27 protein-coding genes are annotated in these 25,518 nt (G+C 70.4%); 18 read left to right on the forward strand and 9 right to left on the reverse strand.

Annotated features, from left to right (window positions below; genetic code table 11):
• Positions 1 to 33: 33 nt before the first annotated feature.
• Genes AC3B5L_RS01745 through AC3B5L_RS01755 form a run of 3 tightly spaced genes read left to right on the forward strand, consistent with a single transcriptional unit; the run spans position 34 to position 1,312 of the window.
• Positions 34 to 294: a type II toxin-antitoxin system prevent-host-death family antitoxin gene (locus tag AC3B5L_RS01745; RefSeq protein WP_085604709.1), complete on the forward strand. Its 261-nt coding sequence runs from the start codon at positions 34 to 36 to the stop codon at positions 292 to 294.
• Positions 291 to 554, forward strand: a complete 264-nt coding sequence (locus tag AC3B5L_RS01750; RefSeq protein ID WP_187663053.1) for a type II toxin-antitoxin system RelE family toxin — start codon at positions 291 to 293, stop codon at positions 552 to 554. The genes AC3B5L_RS01745 and AC3B5L_RS01750 overlap by 4 nt, the downstream gene beginning before the upstream one ends.
• A gap of 53 nt (positions 555 to 607) precedes the next feature.
• On the forward strand, positions 608 to 1,312 hold the full coding sequence (locus tag AC3B5L_RS01755) for a GTP pyrophosphokinase (protein WP_259954947.1): 705 nt from the start codon (positions 608 to 610) through the stop codon (positions 1,310 to 1,312).
• Between the two features lie 10 nt (positions 1,313 to 1,322).
• On the opposite strand, the gene AC3B5L_RS01760 is transcribed toward AC3B5L_RS01755, so the two are convergent.
• Positions 1,323 to 2,666 (reverse strand): amidohydrolase, encoded by a 1,344-nt coding sequence (locus AC3B5L_RS01760; protein WP_490096143.1) that lies wholly within the window; start codon positions 2,664 to 2,666, stop codon positions 1,323 to 1,325.
• 22 nt (positions 2,667 to 2,688) lie between these two features.
• The gene (locus AC3B5L_RS01765; RefSeq protein WP_187663056.1) at positions 2,689 to 3,333 is read right to left on the reverse strand and encodes a TetR/AcrR family transcriptional regulator; all 645 of its coding nucleotides are present in this window, start codon (positions 3,331 to 3,333) and stop codon (positions 2,689 to 2,691) included.
• A gap of 152 nt (positions 3,334 to 3,485) precedes the next feature.
• Here AC3B5L_RS01765 and AC3B5L_RS01770 point away from each other — a divergent pair, with 152 nt between their 5' ends.
• From AC3B5L_RS01770 to AC3B5L_RS01815, 10 genes are all read left to right on the forward strand, one after another.
• Positions 3,486 to 5,150, forward strand: a complete 1,665-nt coding sequence (locus AC3B5L_RS01770; RefSeq protein WP_490096144.1) for an ABC transporter substrate-binding protein — start codon at positions 3,486 to 3,488, stop codon at positions 5,148 to 5,150.
• Positions 5,151 to 5,345: 195 nt separating this feature from the next.
• Positions 5,346 to 6,170 (forward strand): ABC transporter ATP-binding protein, encoded by an 825-nt coding sequence (locus tag AC3B5L_RS01775; RefSeq protein ID WP_490096145.1) that lies wholly within the window; start codon positions 5,346 to 5,348, stop codon positions 6,168 to 6,170.
• Positions 6,167 to 6,973, forward strand: coding sequence for an ABC transporter ATP-binding protein (locus AC3B5L_RS01780; RefSeq protein WP_259954957.1), 807 nt, complete (start codon positions 6,167 to 6,169; stop codon positions 6,971 to 6,973). The genes AC3B5L_RS01775 and AC3B5L_RS01780 overlap by 4 nt, the downstream gene beginning before the upstream one ends.
• A complete protein-coding gene (locus tag AC3B5L_RS01785; protein WP_280565244.1) occupies positions 6,970 to 8,058 on the forward strand; it encodes an ABC transporter permease in 1,089 nt (362 codons plus the stop codon). The genes AC3B5L_RS01780 and AC3B5L_RS01785 overlap by 4 nt, the downstream gene beginning before the upstream one ends.
• A gap of 1 nt (position 8,059) precedes the next feature.
• Positions 8,060 to 9,199 carry an ABC transporter permease gene (locus tag AC3B5L_RS01790; protein WP_490096146.1) on the forward strand — a complete coding sequence of 380 codons (1,140 nt, stop codon included), beginning with the start codon at positions 8,060 to 8,062 and terminating at the stop codon, positions 9,197 to 9,199.
• A complete protein-coding gene (locus AC3B5L_RS01795) occupies positions 9,199 to 11,451 on the forward strand; it encodes an exo-beta-d-1,3/1,6-glucosidase (RefSeq protein WP_490096147.1) in 2,253 nt (750 codons plus the stop codon). The genes AC3B5L_RS01790 and AC3B5L_RS01795 overlap by 1 nt, the downstream gene beginning before the upstream one ends.
• Positions 11,452 to 11,606: 155 nt before the next feature.
• Positions 11,607 to 11,933, forward strand: a complete 327-nt coding sequence (fdxA, locus tag AC3B5L_RS01800) for a ferredoxin (RefSeq protein WP_025103996.1) — start codon at positions 11,607 to 11,609, stop codon at positions 11,931 to 11,933.
• Complete coding sequence (locus tag AC3B5L_RS01805) at positions 11,930 to 13,279, forward strand: FAD-dependent oxidoreductase (protein ID WP_197971864.1); 1,350 nt, start codon at positions 11,930 to 11,932, stop codon at positions 13,277 to 13,279. The genes fdxA and AC3B5L_RS01805 overlap by 4 nt, the downstream gene beginning before the upstream one ends.
• The gene (locus AC3B5L_RS01810) at positions 13,276 to 13,812 is read left to right on the forward strand and encodes a flavin reductase family protein (protein ID WP_187663063.1); all 537 of its coding nucleotides are present in this window, start codon (positions 13,276 to 13,278) and stop codon (positions 13,810 to 13,812) included. The genes AC3B5L_RS01805 and AC3B5L_RS01810 overlap by 4 nt, the downstream gene beginning before the upstream one ends.
• Positions 13,813 to 13,834: 22 nt before the next feature.
• A complete protein-coding gene (locus AC3B5L_RS01815; protein ID WP_490096148.1) occupies positions 13,835 to 14,461 on the forward strand; it encodes a superoxide dismutase in 627 nt (208 codons plus the stop codon).
• A gap of 93 nt (positions 14,462 to 14,554) precedes the next feature.
• Here the strand turns inward: AC3B5L_RS01815 and AC3B5L_RS01820 are convergent, their stop codons facing one another.
• On the reverse strand, positions 14,555 to 14,821 hold the full coding sequence (locus tag AC3B5L_RS01820; protein ID WP_187663064.1) for a metal-sensitive transcriptional regulator: 267 nt from the start codon (positions 14,819 to 14,821) through the stop codon (positions 14,555 to 14,557).
• Between the two features lie 93 nt (positions 14,822 to 14,914).
• Here AC3B5L_RS01820 and AC3B5L_RS01825 point away from each other — a divergent pair, with 93 nt between their 5' ends.
• From AC3B5L_RS01825 to AC3B5L_RS01835, 3 genes are read left to right on the forward strand one after another with little or no spacing between them, the layout of a single operon-like run.
• Positions 14,915 to 15,079 (forward strand): DUF8730 family Cys-rich protein, encoded by a 165-nt coding sequence (locus AC3B5L_RS01825; protein ID WP_280565228.1) that lies wholly within the window; start codon positions 14,915 to 14,917, stop codon positions 15,077 to 15,079.
• A complete protein-coding gene (locus tag AC3B5L_RS01830; protein WP_490096149.1) occupies positions 15,076 to 15,741 on the forward strand; it encodes an NAD(P)/FAD-dependent oxidoreductase in 666 nt (221 codons plus the stop codon). The genes AC3B5L_RS01825 and AC3B5L_RS01830 overlap by 4 nt, the downstream gene beginning before the upstream one ends.
• Complete coding sequence (locus tag AC3B5L_RS01835; RefSeq protein ID WP_490096150.1) at positions 15,696 to 16,709, forward strand: rhodanese-like domain-containing protein; 1,014 nt, start codon at positions 15,696 to 15,698, stop codon at positions 16,707 to 16,709. Before AC3B5L_RS01830 ends, AC3B5L_RS01835 begins: the two co-directional genes overlap by 46 nt.
• A 104-nt stretch (positions 16,710 to 16,813) precedes the next feature.
• Here the strand turns inward: AC3B5L_RS01835 and AC3B5L_RS01840 are convergent, their stop codons facing one another.
• The 3 genes from AC3B5L_RS01840 to AC3B5L_RS01850 form a co-directional block, all read right to left on the reverse strand.
• A complete protein-coding gene (locus AC3B5L_RS01840; RefSeq protein WP_187663066.1) occupies positions 16,814 to 17,821 on the reverse strand; it encodes a LacI family DNA-binding transcriptional regulator in 1,008 nt (335 codons plus the stop codon).
• 68 nt (positions 17,822 to 17,889) lie between these two features.
• Positions 17,890 to 19,551 (reverse strand): glycoside hydrolase family 13 protein, encoded by a 1,662-nt coding sequence (locus AC3B5L_RS01845; RefSeq protein WP_187663067.1) that lies wholly within the window; start codon positions 19,549 to 19,551, stop codon positions 17,890 to 17,892.
• A gap of 173 nt (positions 19,552 to 19,724) precedes the next feature.
• The gene (locus tag AC3B5L_RS01850) at positions 19,725 to 20,621 is read right to left on the reverse strand and encodes an SDR family oxidoreductase (RefSeq protein ID WP_060923499.1); all 897 of its coding nucleotides are present in this window, start codon (positions 20,619 to 20,621) and stop codon (positions 19,725 to 19,727) included.
• A gap of 215 nt (positions 20,622 to 20,836) precedes the next feature.
• Between AC3B5L_RS01850 and AC3B5L_RS01855 the strand changes: the two genes are divergently transcribed.
• Positions 20,837 to 22,093 (forward strand): YyaL domain-containing protein, encoded by a 1,257-nt coding sequence (locus tag AC3B5L_RS01855; protein ID WP_370429068.1) that lies wholly within the window; start codon positions 20,837 to 20,839, stop codon positions 22,091 to 22,093.
• Positions 22,094 to 22,190: 97 nt separating this feature from the next.
• Here AC3B5L_RS01855 and purQ read toward each other — a convergent pair whose 3' ends face one another.
• From purQ to AC3B5L_RS01870, 3 genes are all read right to left on the reverse strand, one after another.
• Positions 22,191 to 22,898 (reverse strand): phosphoribosylformylglycinamidine synthase subunit PurQ, encoded by a 708-nt coding sequence (gene purQ, locus AC3B5L_RS01860; protein WP_187663069.1) that lies wholly within the window; start codon positions 22,896 to 22,898, stop codon positions 22,191 to 22,193.
• Positions 22,895 to 23,143: a phosphoribosylformylglycinamidine synthase subunit PurS gene (purS, locus tag AC3B5L_RS01865; protein WP_050304938.1), complete on the reverse strand. Its 249-nt coding sequence runs from the start codon at positions 23,141 to 23,143 to the stop codon at positions 22,895 to 22,897. The genes purQ and purS overlap by 4 nt, the downstream gene beginning before the upstream one ends.
• A gap of 153 nt (positions 23,144 to 23,296) precedes the next feature.
• Positions 23,297 to 23,827 carry an adenine phosphoribosyltransferase gene (locus tag AC3B5L_RS01870; RefSeq protein ID WP_490096151.1) on the reverse strand — a complete coding sequence of 177 codons (531 nt, stop codon included), beginning with the start codon at positions 23,825 to 23,827 and terminating at the stop codon, positions 23,297 to 23,299.
• A 233-nt stretch (positions 23,828 to 24,060) separates the two neighbouring features.
• Here AC3B5L_RS01870 and AC3B5L_RS01875 point away from each other — a divergent pair, with 233 nt between their 5' ends.
• Positions 24,061 to 25,377, forward strand: coding sequence for an ABC transporter substrate-binding protein (locus tag AC3B5L_RS01875; RefSeq protein WP_259952930.1), 1,317 nt, complete (start codon positions 24,061 to 24,063; stop codon positions 25,375 to 25,377).
• Positions 25,378 to 25,518: the final 141 nt, after the last annotated feature.

The raw sequence follows: 25,518 nt of genomic DNA on the forward strand, positions 1-25,518 counted from the left end.
GCCCATTATGTACATAAGAGGTATTCTGTACACATGAACACTCTCAGCCGCAGCGTGCCGTCGAAGGACCTGCGCGATCAGCTCGCCGACGTTCTCGGCGGTGTCGCGTACGGGGCGGAGCGGGTGGGGGTGACGCGTCACGGCAAGCTCACCGCGGTCGTGATCGGCGTCGACGACCTCGAGCTCCTGGAAGAGCTCGAGGCTGCGCGAGATGCGGCGGAGTTCGGAGCGGCGAAGGCGGCGGACGACGGGGGTCGAGTCTCGCTCGATGACCTCCGTGCGGAACTCCCGTGACGCGGTACCGCGTCGAGTTCACCACCGCAGCGGCGAAGGAGGTCCGCAAGCTGGATCCTCCGCTCCGTCGGCGCATCCTCGCCGGGATCTCCGACCTCGAACGGGAGCCTCGTCCGCACGGCGTCCGCAAGCTCGCCGGGTTCGACAACGCCTGGCGCGTGCGGATCGGCGACTACCGTGTGCTCTACGAGGTTGTGGACGAGCGGGTGCTCGTCACCGTGGTCCGCGTCGCCCACCGGCGGGACGTCTACGACCTCTGACGGCATCTCGAATCCACAGGGGTTTCCGATCACGGATCGATAACGTCGTCCTCATGAGCGTGATCCCGGTCGACGAGCACCTGATCTCCGAGGCGAAGGAGCTCCGCGACCAGCTGCAGCGTTTCCTCCGCGAGTACGAGTTCGGGATGCGCGAGGTGGAGACGAAGATCTCGATCCTCCGCGACGAGTTCACCCACGACCACGCGTACAACCCCATCGAGCACGTCAAGAGCCGACTGAAGTCGCCGGACAGCATCGTCGAGAAGATCGCCAGGAAGGGCATCGACGACCCGGACTTCGATCGCATCCGCACGGAGATCACCGACATTGCCGGCGTGCGGGTGACGTGCAGCTTCGTCGCCGACGTCTACCGCCTGTTCGATCTGCTGACCGCGCAGGACGACGTGACCGTCCGCACGGTCAAGGACTACATCGCGAATCCGAAGCCGAACGGGTACAAGAGCCTGCACGCCATCATCGAGGTCCCCGTCTTCCTCTCGACCGGGGCGCTGGCCGTACCGGTCGAGGTGCAGTTCCGCACCATCGCGATGGACTTCTGGGCGAGCCTGGAGCACAAGATCTACTACAAGTTCTCCAACCAGGTGCCCGCGCACCTCGTCGACAGCCTCAGCGATGCCGCCGATGCCGCCGCCGAGCTCGACACCCGCATGGAGCGGCTGCACCGCGAGGCGCACGGCGTGCCGCAGCGACAGCTCGCCCCGCCTCCTCCGCCTGCGCCGCGCGTCGTCGAGGTCTGAGCGCCCCGCCTCAGGCGAGGAACTCGCGGCCGGCCGCGGACATCGCGGTGACCCCGACCTCGATCGTCGGATGGATCTCCGGCGCGAAGAAGGGTGAATGGTTGGTGGGGATGTCCTTCTCCACGGTCCCCGCCGCAAGAGCCTCGGCGAATCGGGCGGGGTCGACGCCGCCCCAGAACCAGAACACGAGCGGGACCTCGGCGTCGCGCGCGAACCAGGAGACGTCCTCGCTGCCCGTGAACATGCCGGGGTCGACGACGGCCGAGTCCCCGAGCGCGCGACGCAGCGCCGAGGAGACCCGCGCCGTCGCCTCCTCGTCGTTGATCGTGGCGGGCAGCGTGTGCTGCGTGTGGATCTCGGGCTCGCGCTCGGCACCGGACGCCATGGCCTCGGCGCGCACGATCCGTTCGACGCTCTTCAGCACCTTCTCGCGCGCGTCCTCGTTCGGATAGCGGAGGCTGAGCTCCAGCTTCGCCTCGGCCGGGATGATGTTGTTCTTGAGTCCGGCGTGGATCGATCCGACGGTCACCACGGCCACGCCCTGCGGGTCGATCTCGCGGGAGGCGATCGTCTGCAGACGCATCACGGTCGCGGCCGCCATCACGACAGGGTCGATCGTGGCGTGCGGGCGGGAGCCGTGGCCGCCGCGGCCGTGCAGGGTGACGGTGAGGCCGTCGGAGGCGGCCATCTGGGTGCCGCTGCGCACGCCGATGATGCCCGCCGGGAGCGGGGTGACGTGCTGACCGAGCACCACGTCGGGCTTCGGGTAGCGGGCGAGCAGGCCGTCGTCGAGCATGGCCCTGGCGCCGGCGCCGTACTCCTCCGCGGGCTGGATGAGCACGACGAGGGTGCCCGACCACTCCGCGCGGGTGTCTACCAGCTTCTCCACGGCGCCGATCATCGCGGTGACGTGCATGTCGTGGCCGCAGGCGTGCATCACGGGCACGGTCGTGCCGGCCGGATCGACGCCCTTCGCGGTGCTCGCGTACGCCAGACCCGTCTGCTCCTCGACCGGCAGCGCGTCCATGTCGGCGCGTACCCACACGACCGGCCGCGGGAAGTCCTCCTCATGGGTCCCTGAGCTCGTCGAAGGGCCATCCTGGGTCCCTGAGCTCGTCGAAGGGCCTGAGCCCTGGCTCCCTGAGCTCGTCGAAGGGCCTGAGCCCTGGGCCCCTGAGCTTGTCGAAGGGTTGCGCAGCACGCCGACCACGCCGGTCACGCCGACCCCCTCCTCGACCTCGAGCCCCAGGTCGCGCAGGTGCTGGGCGGCGATGCCCGCAGTCCTGGTCTCCTGGAACGACAGCTCCGGATGCTGGTGCAGATCGATGTAGAGCGCTTCGAGGTCGATGGCCATGCGCCCGAGCCTAGCCGGGAGGTCAGGGCCGCGCGTAGGACTCCAGGGCCGGTCCCGGATGCAGCACGCCGTTCACGATCGCGCGGATCGCGAACTCGCTCGCGGCGCCGAGGGGGACCACTCCGGGGTGCAGGAGCCACTGGAGCTGCAGCCCGTCCATCACGGCGAGGATGGCGGCCGAGGCGGCGGCGATGGTCGCGGGTTCGGTCACGCCCTCCTGCGCGCAGAGCTCGCCGAACGCCGCCGTCACCTCCCGGCGCAGGGTCGTGTAGCGATCCTCGAAGTACTCGCGGCCGGGGTGGTCGTCGGTCACCGACTCGGAGGACAGGACCGTGTAGGCCTGCACGATGCCCGGCCGCTTCTCGTTGGCGAACGCCGTGCGGACGAGGTGGAGGAAGAGCTCCGGCCCGTCGGGGATGTGCTTCTCGGCGAGGTCGGCCACGTCGGCCTGATCCCGGTAGGCGAGCACCTCGAGGAGGAGCTTCTGCTTCGAGCCGAAGTGGTGCAGGACGCCCGCGTGGGTGATGCCGACCTGTTCGGCGACATCGGCGAGGGTGCCGTTCGTGGAGCCCTTGTTGCCGAAGATCTCCACCGCCGCCTTGAGGATCTGCTCGCGCTTCTCCCGCGTGGCCGGGCGCACCCGGACCGTGTGCACATCGTCCGTCATGAGCCCACCTCCCCTCGTCGCACTCTGCTTGCCAACCAACTTACTCCTCGGTAACCTCTCCACAGCTTACTTTCTCGACAGTAAGCAAAGCGCGGTCGGAGGCGATCCGTCGGCCGCGTCGCCGCACAAGGACCCGTGCCCAAGGAGAAGCAATGAAGCTCACGAAAACCCTGATCGCCGCCAGCGCGGTCGCCGTCCTCGGCGTCTCCGCGCTCGCCGGATGCTCGTCCGGAGGGGGCGACGACGCCGCCACGGGCGAGGCCGTCGCCCTCACCATCGCCAAGCCGGACGGCGCCATCACCACCGAGTCGAACAACCCGTACGTCGGAGACTCGTCCGCCTCGAAGTACGGCTACGGAAAGGTCATCTTCGAGACCCTCGGCCTCGTCAACCAGACCGGAGACCGCGGGGTCACCCCCTGGCTCGCGGAGAGCATCGAGTGGAACGACGACTACACCGCCGTGACCGTCGTGCCCCGCCCCGACGTCACCTGGAGCGACGGGGAGCCGTTCACCGCCGACGACATCGTCTACTCGTACGAGCTCGTCTCCACGCCCGCGCTGGACACGGCCGGTCTGAAGTTCGAGGGCGCCACCGTCGACGGCGACGCGGTCACCCTGACGTTCGGCGAGTCGAAGTACGTCAACCAGGCGCGCGTCCTGCACGTGCCGATCGTTCCGAAGCACATCTGGGAGAACCTCGACGACCCCGCCACCGATCCCGTCAAGGGCGACGACCTCGTCGGCACCGGCCCCTACGCCCTCTCCAACTGGTCCACCGAGTCGGTCACGCTCACCGCGCGCGACGACTACTGGGGCGGCGACCTCGCCGTGCCCGAGCTGCACTACGTCTCCTACGGCGACAACACCGCGCTGACCACGGCCCTCGCCCAGGGCGAGGCGGACTGGGCGCAGGCGTTCATCCCGCAGATCCAGGAGCAGTTCCTCGACGCCGACCCCGAGCACAACAAGTTCTGGGCCGCCCCGACCACCGGCTCGGCGACGCTCTTCATGAACCTGCAGCAGAAGCCGTTCGACGACCCGACGTTCCGCCAGGCCCTCGCCTGGGTCATCGATCGCGACGCCTACGTGGACATCGCCCGGGAGGGCGCCAGCGAGCCGGTCTGGTCGGTGACCGGACTGTCGTCCATCCTGGACGACGAGATCCAGCCCGAGTTCGAGGGCCAGGAGTACGCCGTCGACGCCGAGAAGGCGCGGGATCTGCTGGAGTCAGCCGGGTACACCTGGAAGGACGACGCGCTGATCGATCCGGACGGCACCCCCGTCTCGTTCACGCTGTCGGTGCCCTCGGGCTGGAGCGACTGGAACACGGCACAGGAGCTCATCGCGGAGGATGTGACCGAGGCCATCGGTGCCGAGGTGAAGATCGACATGCCCGACTGGGGCGGCTGGCAGGTCCCGCGTGACGAGGGCACGTTCTCCGCGATCATCCACTGGCTGGAGGACAGCGGCACCGCTTACGGCCTCTACACCTCGACCATGGACCCCCGCTGGATCTCCTCGGAGGGTATCGCCGGGTTCAACTTCGGCCGCTTCGAGGACCCGGAGGCCACGGCGGCGCTGAACAGCTACGCCAACGCATCGTCGGACGAGGAGCGCACCACCGCCCTCACCACGCTGCAGGAGATCTTCGTCGAGCAGGTGCCCGCCATCCCGCTCGGCGCGCACCCGCTGCTGGGGGAGTTCAACACCCGGAACTACGTGGGCTGGCCCTCCGAGGAGGACCCGTACGCCTCGGCCGATCCGACCCAGCAGAACATCGCGCAGATCCTCACCAAGCTGGAACTCGCCGACTAGGGCTTCGACAGGCTCAGCCACCCACGGCGGGGCTTCGACAGGCTCAGCCACCCACGGCGGGGCTTCGACAGGCTCAGCCACCCACGGCGGGGCTTCGACAGGCTCAGCCACCCACGGCGGGGCTTCGACAGGCTCAGCCACCCATCTGGGTCCCTGAGCCTGTCGAAGGGCCCGCCCCCCACGAAGGACACCCCCATGTCAGATCCCCTGCTCACCGTGCGCGACTTCTCCGTCGTGTACGACGTCGACCCGCCCGTCGCGGCGGTGAAGAACGTCACCCTCCAGCTGCAGCGCGGCGAGATCCTCGGCCTCGCCGGCGAGAGCGGCTGCGGCAAGACGACGCTCGCGTACGGCGTCCAGCGGCTGCTGCGCGCGCCCGCCGTGATCACGAGCGGCAGCGTCACCTTCCACGACGTGACCGGTGTCGACATCGACATCAACGCGCTGGACGTCGACGCGATGCAGCGATTCCGCTGGGACAAGGTGTCGATGGTGTTCCAGGGGGCGATGAACGCCCTCAATCCGGTGGCGACGGTCGGATCGCAGCTGGAGGACGTGTTCGAGATCCACCGACCCGACATGACCCGGAAGCAGCGCCGAGCCGAGGCGGAGGAGCTGCTCGAGATCGTGAAGGTCGGGCGTGAGCGTGCTCGCTCCTTCCCGCACGAGCTGTCCGGAGGCATGCGGCAGCGCGTCATGATCGCGATGGCCCTGGCGCTGCGGCCGCAGCTCATGGTGATGGACGAGCCCACCACGGCGCTCGACGTCCTCGTGCAGCGGGAGATCCTCACGCAGATCTCGCAGCTGCGGCACGAGTTCGGGTTCTCGGTCGTCTTCATCACGCACGACCTCCCCCTCCTGCTGGAGATCAGCGACCGGATCGCGATCATGCGCGAGGGAGAGATCATCGAGCTCGATACGGCAGAGCGCATCTGGACGCAGCCCGAGCACGAGTACACGAAGACCCTGCTGTCGTCGTTCCCCCGGCTGACCGGGGAGAGAGGAGTGCTGGTGCGATGACCACCCTCGAATTCCGTCACGTCACGAAGGCGTACAACGTCCGAGGCGCCGGCCAGATCAAAGCCCTCGACGACGTGAGTTTCACGCTCACCTCCGGGCAGACGATCGGCCTGGTCGGACAGTCTGGCAGCGGCAAGTCCACGATCGCGAAGATCCTCACCCAGCTCGAGACCCCGACCAGCGGTGAGGTGCTGCTCGACGGCACGCCCATCCCGCGCCGCGGCAGAGGCCTGCGGAAGTACCGTCAGCAACTGCGCATGGTGTTCCAGGACCCGTTCGCCTCGCTCAACCCGTACCACTCGATCCGCTACCACCTGGAGCGGCCGATCCGCCTCGACGACGTGGTGCCCAGAGCGGAGACGGAGGCCGAGGTGCGCCGGCTCCTGGAGCGCGTGCGCCTCGACCCGGATGCGGTGATCGACCGCCGACCGCACGAGCTCTCCGGCGGGCAGCGCCAGCGTGTCGCCATCGCGCGGGCGCTCGCCTCCCGGCCGTCGCTCCTCGTCGCCGACGAGCCCGTCTCCATGCTGGACGTCTCCATCCGGCTCGGGGTGCTCACCCTCCTCGCCGATCTGCAGCGTGAGGAAGGGCTCGGCGTGCTCTATATCACCCACGACCTCGCCACCGCACGCCACTTCAGCGACGAGATCATGGTCCTCAACCAGGGCCGGGTCGTCGAGTACGGCACGGCGGACGACGTGATCCTCGATCCACAGGACCCCTACACCCGCGCTCTGCGCGCCGCATCGCCCGACCCGGAGAAGCACTTCGCGTCGGCGGCATCGAACGGAGGTGCGCGGTGAGCACGGCTTTTCCGCAGCTCGACGACAACGACCTCATCGCGCAGGGCGCACGGGAGGCGGGGACGACCGCGACGACGGTGGACCGCGGGACCCGGCGCGTGCCCTGGCGCTTCTTCGCCGGACGCGCCGCGTTCTACCTCTTCACGCTCTGGGCCGCGATCACCATCAACTTCTTCCTGCCGCGGCTGATGAAGGGCGACGCGGTGACGTCCTACCTCGCCCGCAACCGCACGGTGAGCCCGGAGGCCGCCGACGCCCTGCGCATCCTGCTGGGGATCGACACCGACAAGAGCCTCTGGCAGCAGTACCTCGAGTACTGGGGCATGCTGCTCCGCGGCGACCTCGGCATCTCGACCCTGCACGGGCTGCGGCCGGTGGCCGAGGTGCTGGGGGCGGCGTTGCCCTGGACACTGGGGCTGGTGGGCATCGCGACGATCATCTCGTTCGCGCTCGGCACCGTCGCCGGCGCCATCGTCGGCTGGAAGCGCGGGAGCAAGCTCGACGCGATCATCCCGGTGACGACGTTCTTCAACACCATCCCGTACTTCTGGCTCGGCCTCATCGCGATCGCCATCTTCTCCTCGACGCTGAAGTGGTTCCCCTCCTCGCATGCCTACGACAAGGGGCAGTCGCCGGAATGGAGTCTCGACTTCATCGGGCAGGTGATCGCGCACGGCACCCTCCCGGCGCTGACGATCGTGGTCGCATCGCTCGGCGGTTGGGTGCTGGGGATGCGCAACATGATGCTGACCGTGCTCGACGACGACTACATCACCGTCGCCCAGGCCAAGGGCATGCCCAACCGACGCGTGCTCTGGGCGTACGCGGCCCGCAACGCCGTGCTCCCGCAGATCCAGAGCTTCGCGCTGTCGATCGGCTTCATCGTCGGCGGCACGATCGTCATGGAGATGGTGTTCAGCTATCCGGGTGTCGGCAAGCTGCTGCTCGACGCGACCAACGCGAAGGACTTCGCGCTCATGCAGGGCGTGTTCCTCGTCATCACGCTGTCGGTGCTCGTGGCCAACATCCTCGCCGATGTCGTCTACGCCTACCTCGACCCGCGCACGCGCCAGATGGAGTCCTGACATGACCGTTCCCACCACCGCAGCCCCCGACGGCTCGCGCGTCCCCTCCGGCATGCCGGAGACCGCCACCCTGCGCACGCCCGCCGACCGCGCGCCGGCGCGCCGGACGTTCCGATCGCAGCTCGCCCAGGCGTTCGCGATGTTCCGCAACCCGAAGTCCATCGCGGGGCTGATCATCCTCGGGGCGTTCGTGCTCATCGCCGTCCTCGCTCCGTGGATCGCCCCGTACGGGCCGACCCAGAAGGACCGCTCCGCGCTCCGGCAGCCGCCGTCCTGGGAGCACTGGCTCGGCACCACGCACATGGGCGAGGACGTCCTGAGCCAGATCATCTACGGCACGCGCGGGGTCATCGTCGTCGGCTTCCTCGCCGCCTTCATCGCCACGGCGATCGCGATCACGATCGGCGTCATCGCGGGCTATGTGCGCGGGTGGCGGAGCGAGTCGCTGTCGGCGCTGACGAACGTGTTCCTCGTCATCCCCGGCATCCCGCTCATCATCATCATCGCCTCCCAGTTCGACAACCCGCCGCTCATCGTGATCGCCGCCGTGCTCGGGCTGACCGGGTGGGCGTGGGGAGCCCGCGTGCTGCGCGCCCAGACCATGTCGCTGCGCAACCGCGACTTCATCCAGGCGGCGCGCGCCAACGGCGAGCCGCTGCGTCGCATCATCACGGTGGAGATGCTGCCGAACCTCCTCGCGCTCATCGCCTCGAGCTTCGTCGGTACCGTGACCGCCGCGATCCTCGGGCTCACGACCCTGGCGTTCATCGGCGTGATCCCGGTGAGCAACCTGAACTGGGGGACGATCCTGTTCTGGGCCCAGCAGAACGGCGCGTTCCCGCGGCTGTGGTGGTGGTATGTGCCGGCCGGGCTCTGCATCGCGATCATCGGCGTCGCGCTCTCGCTCATCAACTTCGGCATCGACGAGTACGTCAACCCGCGCCTGCGCTCGGCGGGAGAGCGGGCCAGGGCGATGAAGAAGAAGGGGCTCAACGTGAACGACGCCGTCACGGCCGTCCGCAGCGTGCCCCTGCCGGAGAAGAGTCCCGATCCCGTATCGTCGGCGACTTCGCCGGGCGCTTCCGGCACCACCGACTCCTCGAACACCGCGACACCGCACACGAACCAGAACACGAAGTGATGACCTCTCAGACTCTGACCACGCAGCTCCCGTACCAGGACCCCGCTCTCTCCATCCCCGAGCGCGTGGCCGACCTCCTCAGTCGCATGACGCTCGAGGAGAAGGTCGGGCAGATGCTCCAGCTCGACGCTCGCGATGACATCGACGACCACGTGCTCCGGCGGCACGCGGGCTCGATCCTGCACGCCTCGGACGAGCGTCTGCGGCGGGCTGCCGTCCTGGTCGCGCAGACCCGACTCGGCATCCCGCTGCTCGTGGGCGAGGACTGCATCCACGGTCACTCCTTCTTCCCCGGGGGCACGATCTACCCGACGCAGCTCGGTATGGCGGCCTCGTGGGACCCGGCGCTTGTCGAGCGCGTGGCGCGGGCGACGGCCGAGGAGGTCGCCGTCACCGGCATCCACTGGACGTTCTCGCCGGTACTCTGCATCGCCCGCGACCTGCGCTGGGGGCGGGTGGGGGAGACCTTCGGGGAGGACCCGTTCCTCATCGGGGAGCTGGCTTCGGCCATGGTGCGCGGCTATCAGGGTGACGGGCTCGACGACCCCACCGCGATCCTCGCCACGGCCAAGCACTTCGCCGGCTACTCGGAGACGCAGGGTGGACGCGACGCGAGCGAGGCGGACATCTCCCCGCGCAAGCTGCGCTCCTGGTTCCTGCCGCCGTTCGAGCGGGTCGCCCGCGAGGGCTGCCGGACGTTCATGCTCGGCTACCAGACGACGGACGGGGTGCCCATCACGCTGAACGAGTGGCTGCTCAGCGACGTGCTCCGCGGCGAGTGGGGCTACACCGGCACGCTCATCACCGACTGGGACAACGTGGGCCGGATGGTGTGGGAGCAGCGGGTGCAGCCCGACCTCACGCATGCGGCGGCCGCCGCGGTGCGCGCAGGGAACGACATGGTGATGACCACGCCCGGGTTCTTCGAGGGGGCGCTGGACGCGGTCGCCAGGGGGCTGCTGCCGGAGGACGCGTTCGACGACGCGGTCTCCCGCATCCTTACGCTGAAGTTCGAGCTCGGACTCTTCGAAGACCCCCGGCTGCCCCGCGACGACGTGTCCGCCGTGGTCGGCAGCGCCGCGCATGCGGAGCTCAACCTCGAGATCGCGCGCCGCTCGCTCGTGCTCCTCGAGAACGACGGCCTGCTGCCGCTGGACTCCGCGGAGCCGCTGCGGGTGGCGGTGACCGGGCCGCTCGCGGACGACGCGCAGACGCAGCTCGGCGACTGGGCGGGCGGCTCGGGTCAGGCGGGCTGGCTCGACGGACAGCCCCGCGAGATGATCACGACCGTGCTCGACGGCCTCCGCGCGGTGGACGCGTGGACGGTCACGCACACGCGCGGCGCCGACATCCTCACGCTCGCCGACGACCCCCGCGGCACGCACTTCCCGGACAACCAGCCGCGTCCTCCCGTGGTGCAGCCGTGCCCGCCGGATCCCGCGCTGATCGCGGAGGCGGTGGCCGCCGCCGAGGCCGCGGACGTCGTGGTCGCGGTGGTGGGCGATCGCATCGAGCTCGTGGGTGAGGGACGGTCCACGGCCACGCTGGAGCTCATCGGCGGTCAGAACGCCCTGCTCGATGCGCTCATCGAGACCGGGAAGCCCGTCGTCGTGGTGCTGCTGGCGTCCAAGCCTCTCGTGCTCCCGTCTTCGGTGCAGCGCGCGGCGGCCCTCGTGTGGGCGGCCAACCCGGGCATGCAGGGCGGACGGGCGTTCGCCGACATCGTCACGGGTGCCGTGGAGCCCTCGGGGCGGCTGCCGATCTCGTTCGCGCGGCACGTCGGACAGCAGCCGACCTACTACAACCAGATCCGCGGCCAGCACGGCGACCGCTACGCCGACCTCACCCAGGCGCCCGCGTGGGCCTTCGGCGAGGGCCGGTCGTACACGACCGTGGCGTACGCGGACCTGGAGCTGGAGCAGACGGAGCTGCGCCTCGGCGACACCGTGGTGGGGCACGTGACCGTGACGAACACGGGGGACCGGCCCGTCCGCGAGACCGTGCAGGCCTACGTGCGGGACGAGGTGACGAGCGTGAGCTGGACCGACCGTGAACTGAAGTCCTTCCGGCAGGTCGAGCTCGCGCCGGGGGAGAGCGCCCGCGTGCGGATCGAGGTCCCCGTCGCGGACTGCACGATCGTGACCGCCGCCGGCGTCCGCACCGTGGAGCCCGGTGCCTTCACGCTCCTCGTCGGCCCCAGCTCCCGCGAGGAGCACCTCCTCCCCGCCCCCTTCGAGATCTCCCCGTCCTGATCCCGAGACCCCGCTTCCCCGCCGAGACCCCGTCGTATCCGCGCGGCGGAGGCGGGGTCTCGGCGCGAGGCCGGGGTCTCGGCGCCTCGATTTGACCTCAAGTGCACTTGAGGTTTTACGGTGGAGGGCGTGAGTGGGACAGAGAAGAAGTCGCGATGACGTACGTGATCGCGCTGCCGTGCGTCGACCTCAAGGACAAGGCCTGCATCGACGAATGCCCCGTCGACTGCATCTACGAGGGCGAACGGTCGCTCTACATCCACCCGGATGAGTGCGTGGATTGCGGGGCGTGCGAGCCGGTGTGCCCCGTCGAGGCGATCTACTACGAGGACGACCTCCCCGACGAGTGGCAGGACTACTACAAGGCCAACGTCGAGTTCTTCGACGAGATCGGCTCGCCCGGCGGCGCCGCCCGCACCGGGCTCATCCGGCACGACCACCCCCTCATCGCCGCGCTCCCACCGCAGGAGGTGCACGAGTGACCCCGCGCATCGCCATCGTCGGCGCGGGCCCCGCGGGCATCTACGCCGCCGACCTCATCCGGGCGCAGGTGCCGGAGGCGGCCATCGACCTGTACGAGAAGCTTCCCGCCCCGTACGGGCTCGTCCGCTACGGCGTCGCCCCCGACCATCCGCGCATCCGCAAGATCATCGATGCGCTGCACGACGTGCTCCTCCAGCCCGGCATCCGGCTGCGCGGCAACGTCGAGGTCGGCGTCGATGTGACGGTCGACGAGCTCCGCCGGGCGTACGACGGCGTCGTCATCGCGACCGGAGCCGACCGTGACGTGACGTTCGACGTGCCGGGAGCCGACCTTCCCGGATCGTACGGAGCCGCGGAGTTCGTGGCCTGGTACGACGCGCACCCCGACGTCGCCCAGGGCTGGGGTCTGGAGGCGGAGTCCGTGGCCGTGCTCGGCGCAGGCAACGTCGCGCTCGACGTCACACGCATCCTCGCGAAGCACGCCGCCGCGCTGCAGTCGACCGACACCCCCGACCACATCCTCGACGCGCTCGCCGCGAGTCGGATCCGCGACGTGCACCTCTTCGCCCGCCGTGGCCCGGCCGATGTGCGCTTCTCGGCCCTGGAGCTGCGCGAGCTGGGCGAGCAGCACGACGTGGAGGTGATCGTCGATCCCGCCGATCTCGAGCTCGACGACCACGCCGCCCGCATGCTGGAGCAGTTCTCCCAGCGCCGCATCATCGTGCGCACCCTCACGGACTGGGCGGAGCGTCCGTCCGCCGGGGCCTCCCGGCGCATCCACCTGCACTTCCGGCATCGACCCGTCCGCGTCCTCGGTGCGGACCGCGTGGAGGGCATCGAGTTCGAGCGCACCGCGTCCGATCCGCTCGGCCGCATGGTCGGCACCGGCGAGCTCGTGCGCTACGAGGTCGGCGCCGTCTACCGGGCGATCGGCTACCTCTCCTCGCCCGTGCCCGGTGTGCCGTTCGACGCGGCACGGGGCATCGTGCCGAACGCGGAGGGGCGGGTGCTCGATGCCGACGGCACGCCCGTCCCCGGCCTCTACGCCACCGGCTGGATCAAGCGCGGGCCGATCGGACTCATCGGCTCGACCAAGTCCGACGCCGCACAGACCGTGCAGCATCTCGTCGAGGACCTCGCTGCCACTCCGTCCGCCCGCATCGACCGGGACCCGCCCCTGGACCTCCCCGGCGTGGTGGACTGGGAGGGTTGGTTGCGCATCGACGAGGCCGAGCGCCGCGCCGGAGCCGTCCGCGGCCGGGAGCGCACGAAGCTCGTCGACCGCGCAGCCATGCGCGCCCACGCGACCCCCACCCCCATCCCTCTCGAGGAGAGCACCCGATGACCCGCGACCCGCACACCACCCCGCACCCCGCCGCTCCGGTGCCCACGCCGGTCGGAGAGGGGCTCAAGGCGGCGTTCCGCACCCACCCCGCCGGTGTCGCCATCATCACGGCGCAGGGTCCGGACGGCCCCGTGGGCCTCACCGCGTCGAGCGTGTCGTCGGTCGCCGTCGATCCGGCGGCCATCGTGTTCTCGGTGACCAGGGCGACCGGAAGCGCCGGGGCCATCCTCGGCGCGGAGACCTTCGTCGTGCATCTCATCGACGACGAGCACTCCGCGCTCGCCCAGAGCTTCGCGGTGAGCGGTTCCGAGCGCTTCACGCCCGAGCAGGGCTGGACGACGCTGCCGACCGGGGAGCCGCACCTGGCGGAGGCCAGGGTCGCGTTGCGCTGCCGAGCGATCCAGACCGTGCCCGTCGGCTCGTCGACCGTGGTGATCGCCGAGGTGCTCGAGGTGCTCGCGGGCCGCCCCGCCCGCCCGCTCGTCTACATCGACCGCCGATTCCACGCCCTGTCCCACGACACCGCCCTCTGACCCCGTCACGAAAGGAACAACCATGTCCACTCCGTACACGCTCCCCGAACTGCCCTACGACTACTCCGCGCTGGAGCCGCACATCTCCGGCAAGATCATGGAGCTGCACCACTCCAAGCACCACCAGGCCTACGTGACCGGCGCGAACACGGCGCTGGAGCAGCTCGCGGCGGCCCGGGACAGCGGCGACCTCGGAGCGGTGAACAAGCTCGAGAAGGATCTCGCGTTCAACCTCGGCGGCCACATCAACCACTCCGTGTTCTGGCAGAACCTCTCGCCGGAGGGCGGCGGGGCTCCGGAGGGCGAGCTCTCGGCGGCCCTGGTGGACTCCTTCGGGTCGATCGACGGCTTCCGCGCGCACTTCACCGCGACGGCGCTCGGCGTGCAGGGCTCCGGGTGGGCCGTGCTCGCCTGGGACTCGGTGGGGGCCCGCCCCGTGATCTTCCAGCTCTTCGACCAGCAGGGCAACGCGCCGCTCGGCGTCATCCCGCTGCTGCAGCTCGACGTGTGGGAGCACGCCTACTACCTCGACTACCTCAACGTGCGGGCGGACTACGTCAAGGCGTTCTGGAACCTCGTGAACTGGCCCGACGTGCAGCGCCGCTTCGAGACGGCGCGCACCGCGACCGCGGGTCTCCTCGTCCCCTGACCCCCTCTTCGCCGACCCGGCCCCTTGCGTGCGCCCCGGCCCGTTGCGATCGTCCGCACCGGGCCGGGGTGGCCGCAAGGGGCCGGGTCGTGTTCAGGCGAGGGTGAGGAAGAGCTTCTCCAGGTCGGGGAGCGGGACGGCGTCGTCCTGCGCGGGGTCCTCGAGGCAGGTCTTCATGGCGGAGGCGATGATCTGGAACCCCGCCTTGTCAAGGGCGGAGGTCACGGCGGCGAGCTGCGTGACGACGGCCCGGCAGTCACCGCCGCTCTCGACCGCGGCGATCACGGCGCCGAGCTGTCCCTGTGCGCGCTTGAGGCGGTTGGCGATCTTGCGCTGCGTGTCGATGTCGACGGTGGTCATGGTCACTCCCTGAAGGCCGGCTGTGCGCTCCACTATACCCCCGGGGGTATAGTGTCTGCATACCCACCGGGGTATCGAGTGAGGAGAGAACACATGTGTCGAGCAGTCCGTTGCCGTACCTGCGGGAAGACCACCTGGGCGGGGTGCGGTCAGCACGTCGACGCCGTCCGCCGCACCGTGCCGGCGTCGGACTGGTGCACGGGCCATCCGAAGGACGAGGCCAAGGGCGGTCTCCTGGCCCGGCTGTTCGGCCGATGAGCGCGCCACTCCGCGTCGTCATCGTCGGCGGGGTCGCCGGCGGCATGTCGGCGGCGACCCGGCTCCGACGCCTCGACGAGTCCGCGGACATCGTCGTCTTCGAGCGCGGTCCCGAGGTCTCCTACGCCAACTGCGGTCTGCCCTACTACGTGGGCGGCGTGATCGAGGAGCGCGGCGCCCTCCTGCTGCAGACCCCGGAGTCGCTGCACCGCCGCTTCCGGCTGGACGTCCGCGTCCGTCACGACGTCGTCGGCATCGACACCGCGCGCAAGACGGTCGAGGTCGTCGATCTCGACAGCGGCCACCGGAGCACCCACCCGTACGACCGCCTCGTGCTCGCCACCGGTGCCCGGCCCCGCGGCGACGAGCCGACCGGAGCCCTCCCCGCGCGGAGCCTGCGGACCGTGGCGGATGCGGATGCGATCGAGGCCGCCCTCCGCCCCGGACTGCCGGTGGTCGTCGTCGGCGGCGGATACACGGGACTCGAGGCCGTCGAGAACCTCGTCGCCCGGGGCGCCGCGGTGGCCCTGGTGCAGCGCGGTGCCCAACTGCTCGGGCCGCTGGATCCGGAGATGGCCGCCCCCTCGCGGCCGAGGTCCGGCGCCGCGGGGTTGACGTGCGACTCGGCGTCGAGGTCGTGGCCACGGCCGCGGATTCCGTGACCCTGAGCGACGGTGCCACCCTCCCTGCGGAGTTCCTCGTCGACGCCTCCGGGGTCGTGCCCGAGGTCGGACTCGCCCGCGCCGCCGGGATCCGTCTTGGCGAGACCGGCGGCATCGCGGTCGACGAGGCCTGCCGCACCAGTGCCCCGGACGTCTTCGCGGTCGGCGACGGCGTCGAGAAGGCCGACCTCATCGGCGGTGGTGCGGCACTCGTGACCATGGCCGGTCTCGCCAACCGCCACGGCCGGATGGTCGCTGACGTCATCGCGGGGCGGGAGGAGTCAGCGCGCCCCGCGCTCGGCACCGGCATCGTGCAGGTGTTCGGCCTGGCCGCCGCGAAGACCGGATGGAGCGAGAAGCAGCTCCGTGCCGCGGGCCGCGACTTCTACGCCGTGCATGTGCATCCGGCGTCGCACGCCGGCTACTACCCGGGCGCGGAGACCCTCTCGATGAAGCTCCTTGCCGACCCCGCCACCGACCGCATCCTCGGGGCGCAGATCGTGGGTCGTGACGGCGTGGACAAGCGGATCGACGTCATCGCGACGGCGCTGCACGCGGGCGTCACCGCCTCCGGGCTCGCGCACCTCGAGCTCGCGTATGCCCCGCAGTTCGGCTCGGCGAAGGACGCCGTGAACATCCTCGGATACGTGGCCGAGAACACCCGCAGCGGCACCACGCCGACCCTCCAGTGGCACGAGCTCGACGACGCCCTGCAGGCGGGCGCAGCCCTCATCGACGTCCGCTCCGCGGGCGAGTATGCGAACGGCGCCATCCCCGGCGCGCGGAACATCCCGCTCGACGAGCTGCGCGACCGCCTCGACGAGCTGCCGGACGGGCACCTCGTGGTTCACTGCCAGGTCGGTCTCCGGGGGCACATCGCCACCCGGCTGCTGCGGCACCACGGGCGCGAGGTGCGCAATCTCGACGGCGGCTACCGCACCTGGCGGGACGCGACCGCAGGCTCCTGAGCTCGACGCGTTCACAACTCAGGAGAACCGGCGCACCTGCGCCCGTCAGGGCCGGAACCGCGGTCTCTGCGCGCCGTACTCCTGAGTTGTGAACGCCACCCGGCTCAGACGAGCCGGGCGGTCGTGCCGCGGACGTTGAGCTCGTACGGCAGGGCGGCGGGCGGGCGCACGGCTTCCGGGTCGGTGAGCTTCGCGAGGACCGCGTCGGCCGCCCGTTCGCCCTGTCCGAGCGGGAACTGGTCGACCGTGGTGAGGCGAAAGAACTCGCCGAGCTCATGGCCGTCGATGCCCACGATGGACAGGTCCCCCGGCACCGCGAAGCCGAGGTCGCGCGCGGCGAGGAGCGCCCCGATCGCCATCTCGTCCGACGCGGCGAACACCGCGGTGGGACGCGGCCCCGGACGCCCGAGGAGCTGCTTCGCGGCGCGGTAGCCGCCCTCCACCGTGAAGTCCGCGGGCTCCAGGAACGCGGGGTTCAGGGGGATGCCGGCCGTGGCCAGTGCCCGCTCGAACCCGAGTCGTCGGTTCGTGGGGATGTGGAAGTCGATGTCGAACTCGGGGTTCGCGCCGATGTGGGCGATCTCGGTGTGGCCGAGGCCGAGCAGGTGCTCCGTCGCGAGCTGCGCCACGGCGACGTCGTCGACCGTGAGCGTGTCGAGCTTCGGATTGGGGCCGCCGATCGCGATGACGGGTAGGCCGAGGTCGAGGAGCTGCTGGGTCTCGTCCTCGTCCAGCTCGATGGACACGGCGATCACGGCGTCGACCCGCTGGCGGCGCAGGAACGTGTCGAACACGTGGCGGCGCACGTCCTTGTCGGCGGTGATGTTGTAGAGCGTGATGTCGTAGCCGGCCCGCATCAGGGCCGCGGAGACCCCGGACAGCACGGTGCTGAAGAACCAGCGGTCGAGGAACGGCACCACGACTCCGATGTTGCGGGTGCGCCCCGACGCGAGGCTCGAGGCGCGGGAGGAGACCACGTATCCGAGCGAGGCAGCGGCGGCCTGCACGCGCTCGCGCGCGGACTCCGACACGTGCCCGCGGCCGCTCAGCGCGCGGGAGACCGTCGCGGTGGAGACGCCGGCGAGCCGGGCGACCTCGTCGATGCTCGCCATCGTCGTTCCTTCGGATCGGAGACGCCCGTGCCGCGCCCCGGGTGGAGCGCGCCACGGGCGCCGCGGTGTCAGGCCGTGGTGTACCAGACGGCGGTGTCGACCGGGACCTGGGCGCCGTCGAAAGGCTGGCTGCGGAGCAGGACGACCGCGCCTTCCGGAAGGTCGAGCGGAGCCGTGCCGAGGTTCGCCAGCACGTGGACCTCACCGCGACGGAAGGCCACGGCGTCGGGGCCGGCGTCCTCCCACACCAGCGACCCGGTGCCGAATCCGAACTCGCGACGACCGGCGAGCAGGCGCTTGTACAGGGCCAGGGTCGACGCCGGGTCGACCTCCTCGACGTCCCGGGCGTAGGCCGCCCAGTCCGCGGGCTGCGGGAGCCACGAGAGTCCGGTGTCGTTGAAGCCGAACGCCGGGGCCTCCGCCTCCCACGGCAGCGGCACACGGCAGCCGTCGCGGCCGTAGCGCTCGCCGTTCGTGCGGAACCAGGTCGGGTCCTGACGGTACTCGTCCGGGATCTCCATGGCCTCGGGCAATCCGAGCTCTTCACCCTGGTAGAGGTAGGCGGAGCCGGGGAGCGCGAGCATCAGCGTGGTGGCCGCGCGGGCGCGGGCGAGGCCGATGGCCGTGTCCGGCTTGTCCGGGGTGTTCGGGCCGATGCCCTCGCCCTGCGGGTTGTCGATCGTGAGCGCCAGGCGCGTGGCGTGCCGCACGACGTCGTGGTTCGACAGCACCCAGGTGCTCGGTGCACCGACCGCGCCGAAGGCGTCCAGCGACTCACGGATCACGTCGCCGAGCGCCTTCGCGTCCCACGCCGTCATCAGGTACGGGAAGTTGAAGGTCTGGTGCATCTCGTCCGGACGCACCCAGAGCGCGGTCTCCTTCAGCGTCGGCATCCAGGCCTCGCCGCAGAGCGCGCGGTCGCCGTCGTACTCCGCGAGCACCTTGTGCCAGTCGCGGTAGATCTCGTGCACGCCGTCCTGGCCCCAGTACGGCACGTTCGACTCGCCGCCGCCCATGGAGTCCGCGTCGGTGGGCGGTGTGTAGTCGGGGAGGCCCTCGGTCTTGATCATGCCGTGGGCCACATCGACCCGGAAGCCGTCGACACCGCGGTCGAGCCAGAAGCGCAGGATCGAGCGGAACTCCTCCTGCACCTCCTCGTTGTTCCAGTCGAAGTCGGGCTGCGTGGCGTCGAAGATGTGCAGGTACCACTGACCCGGCGTGCCGTCGGCCTCGGTGACGCGCTGCCACATGCCGCCGCCGAACACCGACTCCCAGTTGTTCGGGGGCAGTTCGCCGTTCTCACCGCGGCCATCGCGGAAGATGTAGCGTGCGCGCTCCGGGCTCCCCGGCGCGGCCTTGAGCGCCTCCTGGAACCAGGGGTGCTGGTCGGACGAGTGGTTCGGGACGAGGTCGACGATCACGCGGATGTCGCGGGCGTGGGCCTCGGCGAGCATGAGGTCGAAGTCGGCGAGCGTGCCGAACAGCGGGTCGACGTCGCGGTAGTCGGCCACGTCATAGCCGGCGTCGCGCTGCGGGCTCGTCATGAACGGGCTGAGCCAGATCGCGTCGACGCCGAGCTCCTGCAGCGAGTCGAGGCGACTCGTGATGCCGGGGAGGTCGCCGATGCCGTCGCCCGACGCGTCCGCGAAGGAGCGGGGGTAGATCTGGTAGATGACGGCGCTGCGCCACCACTCGGAACCGGGGGCTGCGATCTGTTCGAGCTGTGCCATGCGATCAGGCTACTGCAAACGCTTACAGTCCCGCCACCACAGGTATCGAAACGGTTCGGCGATCCCTTTCGCCCTCTCCGCCGACCCACCCCTTTCCGTCCGACCCACCCCCTTGCGGACGGCCGGAAGGGGCCGGGAGGAACGGAAGGGGGTGGGTCGACAGGGGATGAGAGTCAGGGGGTCGGCATGCCGCCGTTGACGTTCAGGGTCTCGCCGAGGACGTAGCTCGACTCCGGGGAGGCGAGGAAGACGTACGCGGGGGCGAGCTCCGCGGGCTGACCCATCCGGCCGAGCGGAGTGTCCTGGCCGAACTGCGCGATCTTCTCCTGCGGCTGCCCGTCACTCGGCTGCAGCGGGGTCCAGATCGGTCCGGGAGCCACGGCGTTCACGCGGATGCCCTTGGGTGCGAGCTGCTGGGCGAGGCCCTTCGTGAACGCGTTGATGGTCGACTTGGTCGACGCGTAGTCGACGAGGATGTCCGACGGCGAGTAGGCCTGGATCGAGGTCGTGTTGATGATCGTCGACCCCGCGGGGAGGTGCGGCAGGGCGGCCTTCGTGATCCAGAACATCGCGTACACGTTGGTCTTGAACGTGTCGTCGAACTGCTCGTCCGTCACGTCGGTGAGGGACTCCTGGAAGACCTGCTTGCCGCCGTTGTTGACGAGGATGTCGAGTCCGCCGAGCGCCGCGACGGCCTCGGCCACCAGGGTCCGGCAGTACTCCGGGTCGCGCAGGTCACCGGGGATGGTGGCCACGGTGGCACCCGCCTCGCGGAGGATCCCGGCGATGCGGCTGGCGTCCTCCTCCTCTTCGGGGAGGTACGAGATCGCGACGTCGGCCCCCTCGCGAGCGAACGCGATGGCGGTGGCCGCGCCGATGCCGGAGTCGCCGCCTGTGATGAGCGCCTTGCGTCCGGTCAGTCGTCCGGTGCCGCGGTACGACTCCTCGCCGAGGTCGGCCTTCGGGGTGAGGTCCGCGTCGAGACCGGGCTCGCGCATGTGCTGCTTCTGCGGCTGGATGTCGGCGTAGAGCTCGACCGGGTTGGTGAAGGTGTACTGGTCGCGGGACATGGGGTGTCCTTTCCGGGAGGTCGGGGACGGGAGGACCATCGTGCGCCTCGCGCTCCGGGTCCGGCAAACGCCTTGCACGCGTCCGGTCGCTTTGGTACACGCGCATGTGGCCGAAAGACACTTCCCCTCGAGCCTCCTGTCATGACAGGGTGGCGAACATCCCCCCGTGTCGCTCGCGGCATGTCCCCCGGGGGTCCTGCCGTCGAGAGGTCGTGATGTCCGCTTCCGCCCGCCGATCCGCGCCCTGGGCGGTCGTCGCCGCCCTCGTCGTCGGCGCCGTGCTCGTCGGTGCCGCCCCCGCCGTGTCCGATGCGTTCGGCACGCGCGTGCAGCCTCCCGCGGACCCGGTGAACGACCCCGCCGCTTCGGTCGCGCTCGCCTACGAGTTCCTCGACGCCCGGGTCGACGAGTTCTGCGACGGCGAGGGCCGGTGCCTGCCGCGCAGCTACGAGGGCGGATTCTTCACCACGCCGTCCTGGGACTTCACGCCCTCCTTCGTCTACGACGACGCCCTTGTCGTCATCGCCTACACCGCCCGCGGTCTGCCGGACGACCTGCGCCGCGCGCAAGCTGTCGCGGACACCCTCCTCTTCGTGCAGGAGAACGACCCGGTCGCCGACGGCCGCGTCCGCACCTCGTACGAGCCGCACGGCATCCGCCAGGGGCGCATGGAGATCACGGGGCCGGGCACCTTCACCGGCAATCAGGCCTGGGTGGGCATGGCGCTCGCCCGCCTCTTCCACGCCACCGGCGAGACGCGGTATCTCGACGGCGCGGTGCGCATCGCGGAGTGGATCCAGGACAACACCGCCGACATGACCCGCGCGCCCCACGGCTACACCGGTGGACAGACCGATGCCGGGGTGCCGCTGGAGTGGAAGTCCACCGAGCACAACAGCGACATCGCCGGGTTCTTCACGCAGCTCGCCCAGCTCACGGGCGACGCGGTGTGGGCGGAGCGGGCGGCGGTGGCCGCAGGCTTCGTCGCGGCGATGCAGAGCGCCGACGGGCACGTGGACACCGGGACGCTGCTGGACGGCAGCACGATCAACACCCGCCCGATCCCGCTCGACGCGCAGACGTGGAGCCTCCTCGGCACCGGGGACGCCCGGTACGGAGCGGCCGTCGACTGGACGCTCGCGCACCTCGTGGCCCAGGACGGTCCCTACCGAGGCCCGTCGATCAGTGACGTGGACGTGTCCAAGGTCTGGTTCGAGGGCAGCGGACACCTCGCCCTCGCGCTGCAGGAACGCGGGGCCCCTGGTGACCAGGCGCGCGCGGAGGAGCTGCTGGCCGACATCCGACTGGTGCAGCGCGACGCGGCGAACGGCGACGGCAAGGGCATCGTGGCGACTTCGACCGACGGACTCGACTCCGGCTTCGGCGACCTCTACTACGCGAGCCTGCACACCGGCACGACGGCCTGGTACCTGCTCGCGGCCGTGGGCGACAACCCCTTCCGTCTCCCCTAACCTCGTCCGTCGACCCGGCCCCTTGCGGTCGACCCGGCCTCGTCAGTGCGCCCGCAAAGGGGTGGGACGCTCGCAGAGGGGTGGGTCGACGGAGAGGTCAGGCGGCGACGCGGGCGACGGCGGCGATCGCGCTCGTGAAGAAGTCGAGACCGTCCACCCCGCTGCGCATCGCGACGGCGGTGTCCGGACCGAAACCGGGCTCCGTGGCGTGCTCGGGGTGCGGCATCAGTCCCACGACGTTGCCGGCCTCGTTCGTCAGCCCCGCGATGTCGCGCAGCGAGCCGTTCGGGTTCACGCCGGCATAGCGGAACGCCACGAGACCCTCGCCCTCGATGCGGTCGAGCGTCTGCTCGTCGGCGATGTAGCCGCCGTCCGCGTTCTTCAGCGGGATGATGATCTCCTGGCCGGTGCGGAAGGCGTTGGTCCACGCGGTGTCGGCGTTCTCGACCGTGAGCTTCTGGTCGCGGCGGACGAAGTGCTGGTGCCCGTTGCGGATCAGGCCGCCGGGGAGCAGGTGCGCCTCGACGAGCATCTGGAAGCCGTTGCAGATGCCGAGAACGGGCATGCCCTTCGCGGCAGCGTCCTTGACCTCGCTCATGATGGGCGAGAGCGCGGCGATGGCGCCGGCGCGCAGGTAGTCGCCGTAGCTGAAGCCGCCGGGGAGGACGAGGGCGTCGACGCCCTCGAGGTCGTGCGAGCCGTGCCACAGGGCGACCGGCTCGGCTCCCGCGATGCGGACGGCGCGCTGCGCGTCGACGTCGTCCAGCGAGCCGGGGAAGGTGACGACGCCGATGCGGACGGTCACTCCGCCACCTCGACGCCCACGACGTCTTCGATCACGGAGTTCGACAGGACCTCGTCGGCGAGGCGACGGGCCTCGGCGAGGACCTCGTCGGTGACCTCGCCCTCGACCGTGAGCTCGAAGCGCTTGCCGATACGGACGTCGGTGAAGCCCTCGACGCCGAGGCGGGCGAAGGCGCCGGAGACGGCCTTGCCCTGCGGGTCGAGCAGTTCGGGCTTGGGCATGACGTCGACGACGATGGTGGGCATGACGGCTCCAAGAGTCGCGGGCGGACGGGCGGTTTCAGTCTACCGGCTCGCCGATGCTCCGCCGAGACCCCGGGCTCCCGTCCGGACCCCGCCCTGCGCCCGCCGCTACACCGGGGTGTCGGCGGGAAACCGGGGTCTCGGCGTCAGAGGGGGTCAGGAGTGGAAGACGGTGTGGAGGTCGCCGATCGCCTCGCGGCCGCCGAGGCCGTCGATCTCGAAGAGCACCGAGATGCCGGCGACGTGGCTGCCGAGGCGCTCGACGAGCTCGCGACCGGCGGCCAGGGTGCCCCCGGTCGCGAGCACGTCGTCGATGAGGAGGACGCGGGAGCCCGCGGGCAGATCGTCGTGCATCTCGATGGTCGCGGTGCCGTATTCGAGGGCGTAGTCGACGGACGCCGCGGGCCGGGGGAGTTTGCCGGCCTTGCGGATCGGGATCAGTCCGACGCCTGCGGCGATGGCGGCCCCCCCGGCGAGGATGAAGCCGCGAGCCTCGATGCCGGCCACCACGTCGAACCGTCCCGCGAAGGGCTCGATGATCGCCTCGGTCGTCACGCGGAGGGCCTCGGCGTCGGCGAGGAGCGGCGTGATGTCGCGGAAGATGATGCCGGGCTCCGGGTAGTCCGGGATGCTGCGGATCAGGGATTCGGCGCGGGTGAGGGCGGGGGAGAGGGTGGCTTCGGGCACCGGACAAGGGTACGCCGCGTTCACAACTCCGGAGAATCCGTGGGCTCCGGGCCGACAGCGGTCGAACGGCGGCATCGGATCCCGATTCTCCTGAGTTGTGAACGGGGACCGGCGGGCACCCGGCACCCTTGACATCGTGGGAGCGCTCCCATAGAGTTCACGGAAGTCTGTGGGAGCGCTCCCACGACTCACCCACGCACCACCACCCGCACGAACCCACAAAGGAGTGAACCGTGAACTCACGTGCCCGCACCCGGATCCTGGCGACAGCCGCCGTGGCATCCGTCTCCGCTCTCGCCCTGGCCGGCTGCTCCGGCAGCACCGGCGGCGACGGCGACACCGGCGGCAGCGCCGACGAGAAGGTCACACTGACCGTCACCACCTTCGGCACCTTCGGCTACGACGACCTCTACGAGGAGTACGAGAAGGCGCACCCGAACGTGACGATCGAGGCCACCAACATCGACACCGGCGGCAACGCCCGCACCGACGCCTTCACCAAGATCGCCGCCGGCTCCGGCCTCAGCGATATCGTCGCGATCGAGGAGGGCTGGCTCGGCGCCATCATGGACGTCTCCGACACCTTCGTCGACCTGCGCGACTACGGCATCGAGGACCGCAAGGACGACTGGGTCGACTGGAAGTACGGTCAGGCCACCGACGCCGAGGGCCGCGTCATCGGCTACGGCACCGACATCGGCCCGAGCGGCATCTGCTACAACGGCGCCGCCTTCGAGGCCGCCGGCCTGCCCAGCGACCGCGAGTCCGTCGCCGAACTGCTCAACGGCGACTGGGAGAACTACTTCCAGGTCGGTGCCGACTACACCGAGAAGACCGGCAAGGCCTGGTACGACCACTCCGGCTTCGTCTGGAACGCCATGGTCAACCAGCTCGACGAGGGCTACTACACCGCCGACGGTGAGCTGAACGTCGAGGGCAACGACGAGCTCCAGGAGCGCTTCGAGCTCCTCGGCGCCGCGACCGAGGGCGGTCAGTCCGCAGCGCAGACCGCGTGGGACTGGAACGGCGGCAAGTCGTTCGTCGACGGCACCTTCGCCACCTTCGTCTGCCCCGGCTGGATGCTCGGCGTCGTGCAGGGTCAGGTCGAGGCCGGCGGCGGCGACGCGTCGACCGGCTGGGACTTCGCGGACGTGTTCCCCGGCGGCGCGGCCAACTGGGGCGGCGCGTTCCTGTCGATCCCGGAGTCCTCGGAGCACAAGGAGGCCGCGGCCGAGCTCGCCGACTGGCTGACGCAGCCCGAGCAGCAGGTGAAGCAGTCCGCCGCCGCGGGCAACTTCCCCTCGACCATCAAGGCGCAGGAGTCCCTCGCCGACGAAGCCACGCCCAACGCGTTCTTCAACGACGCGCCGACCGGCGCCATCCTCGCCGAGCGTGCCAAGGGCGTCGTCGCGCAGTTCAAGGGCGCCGACGACTCGGTGATCCAGGAGAACGTCTTCGGCCCGGCGCTGAGCGCACTCGACCGCGGTGAGACCGACACGCAGGGGGCCTGGGACCAGGCGATCGGCCTGCTGAACGACCTCGTCGGCTGATCATCTCGCTTCGACAGGCTCAGCGACCCAGAGTGGACGCCCAGCGCCCCGAGTGGACGCCCAGCGCCCCGAGTGGACGCCCAGCGACCCAGAGTGGACGCCCAGCGCCCCGAGTGGACGCCCAGCGCCCCGAGTGGACGC

Source organism: Microbacterium sp. C-MGS6 (assembly GCF_058140415.1).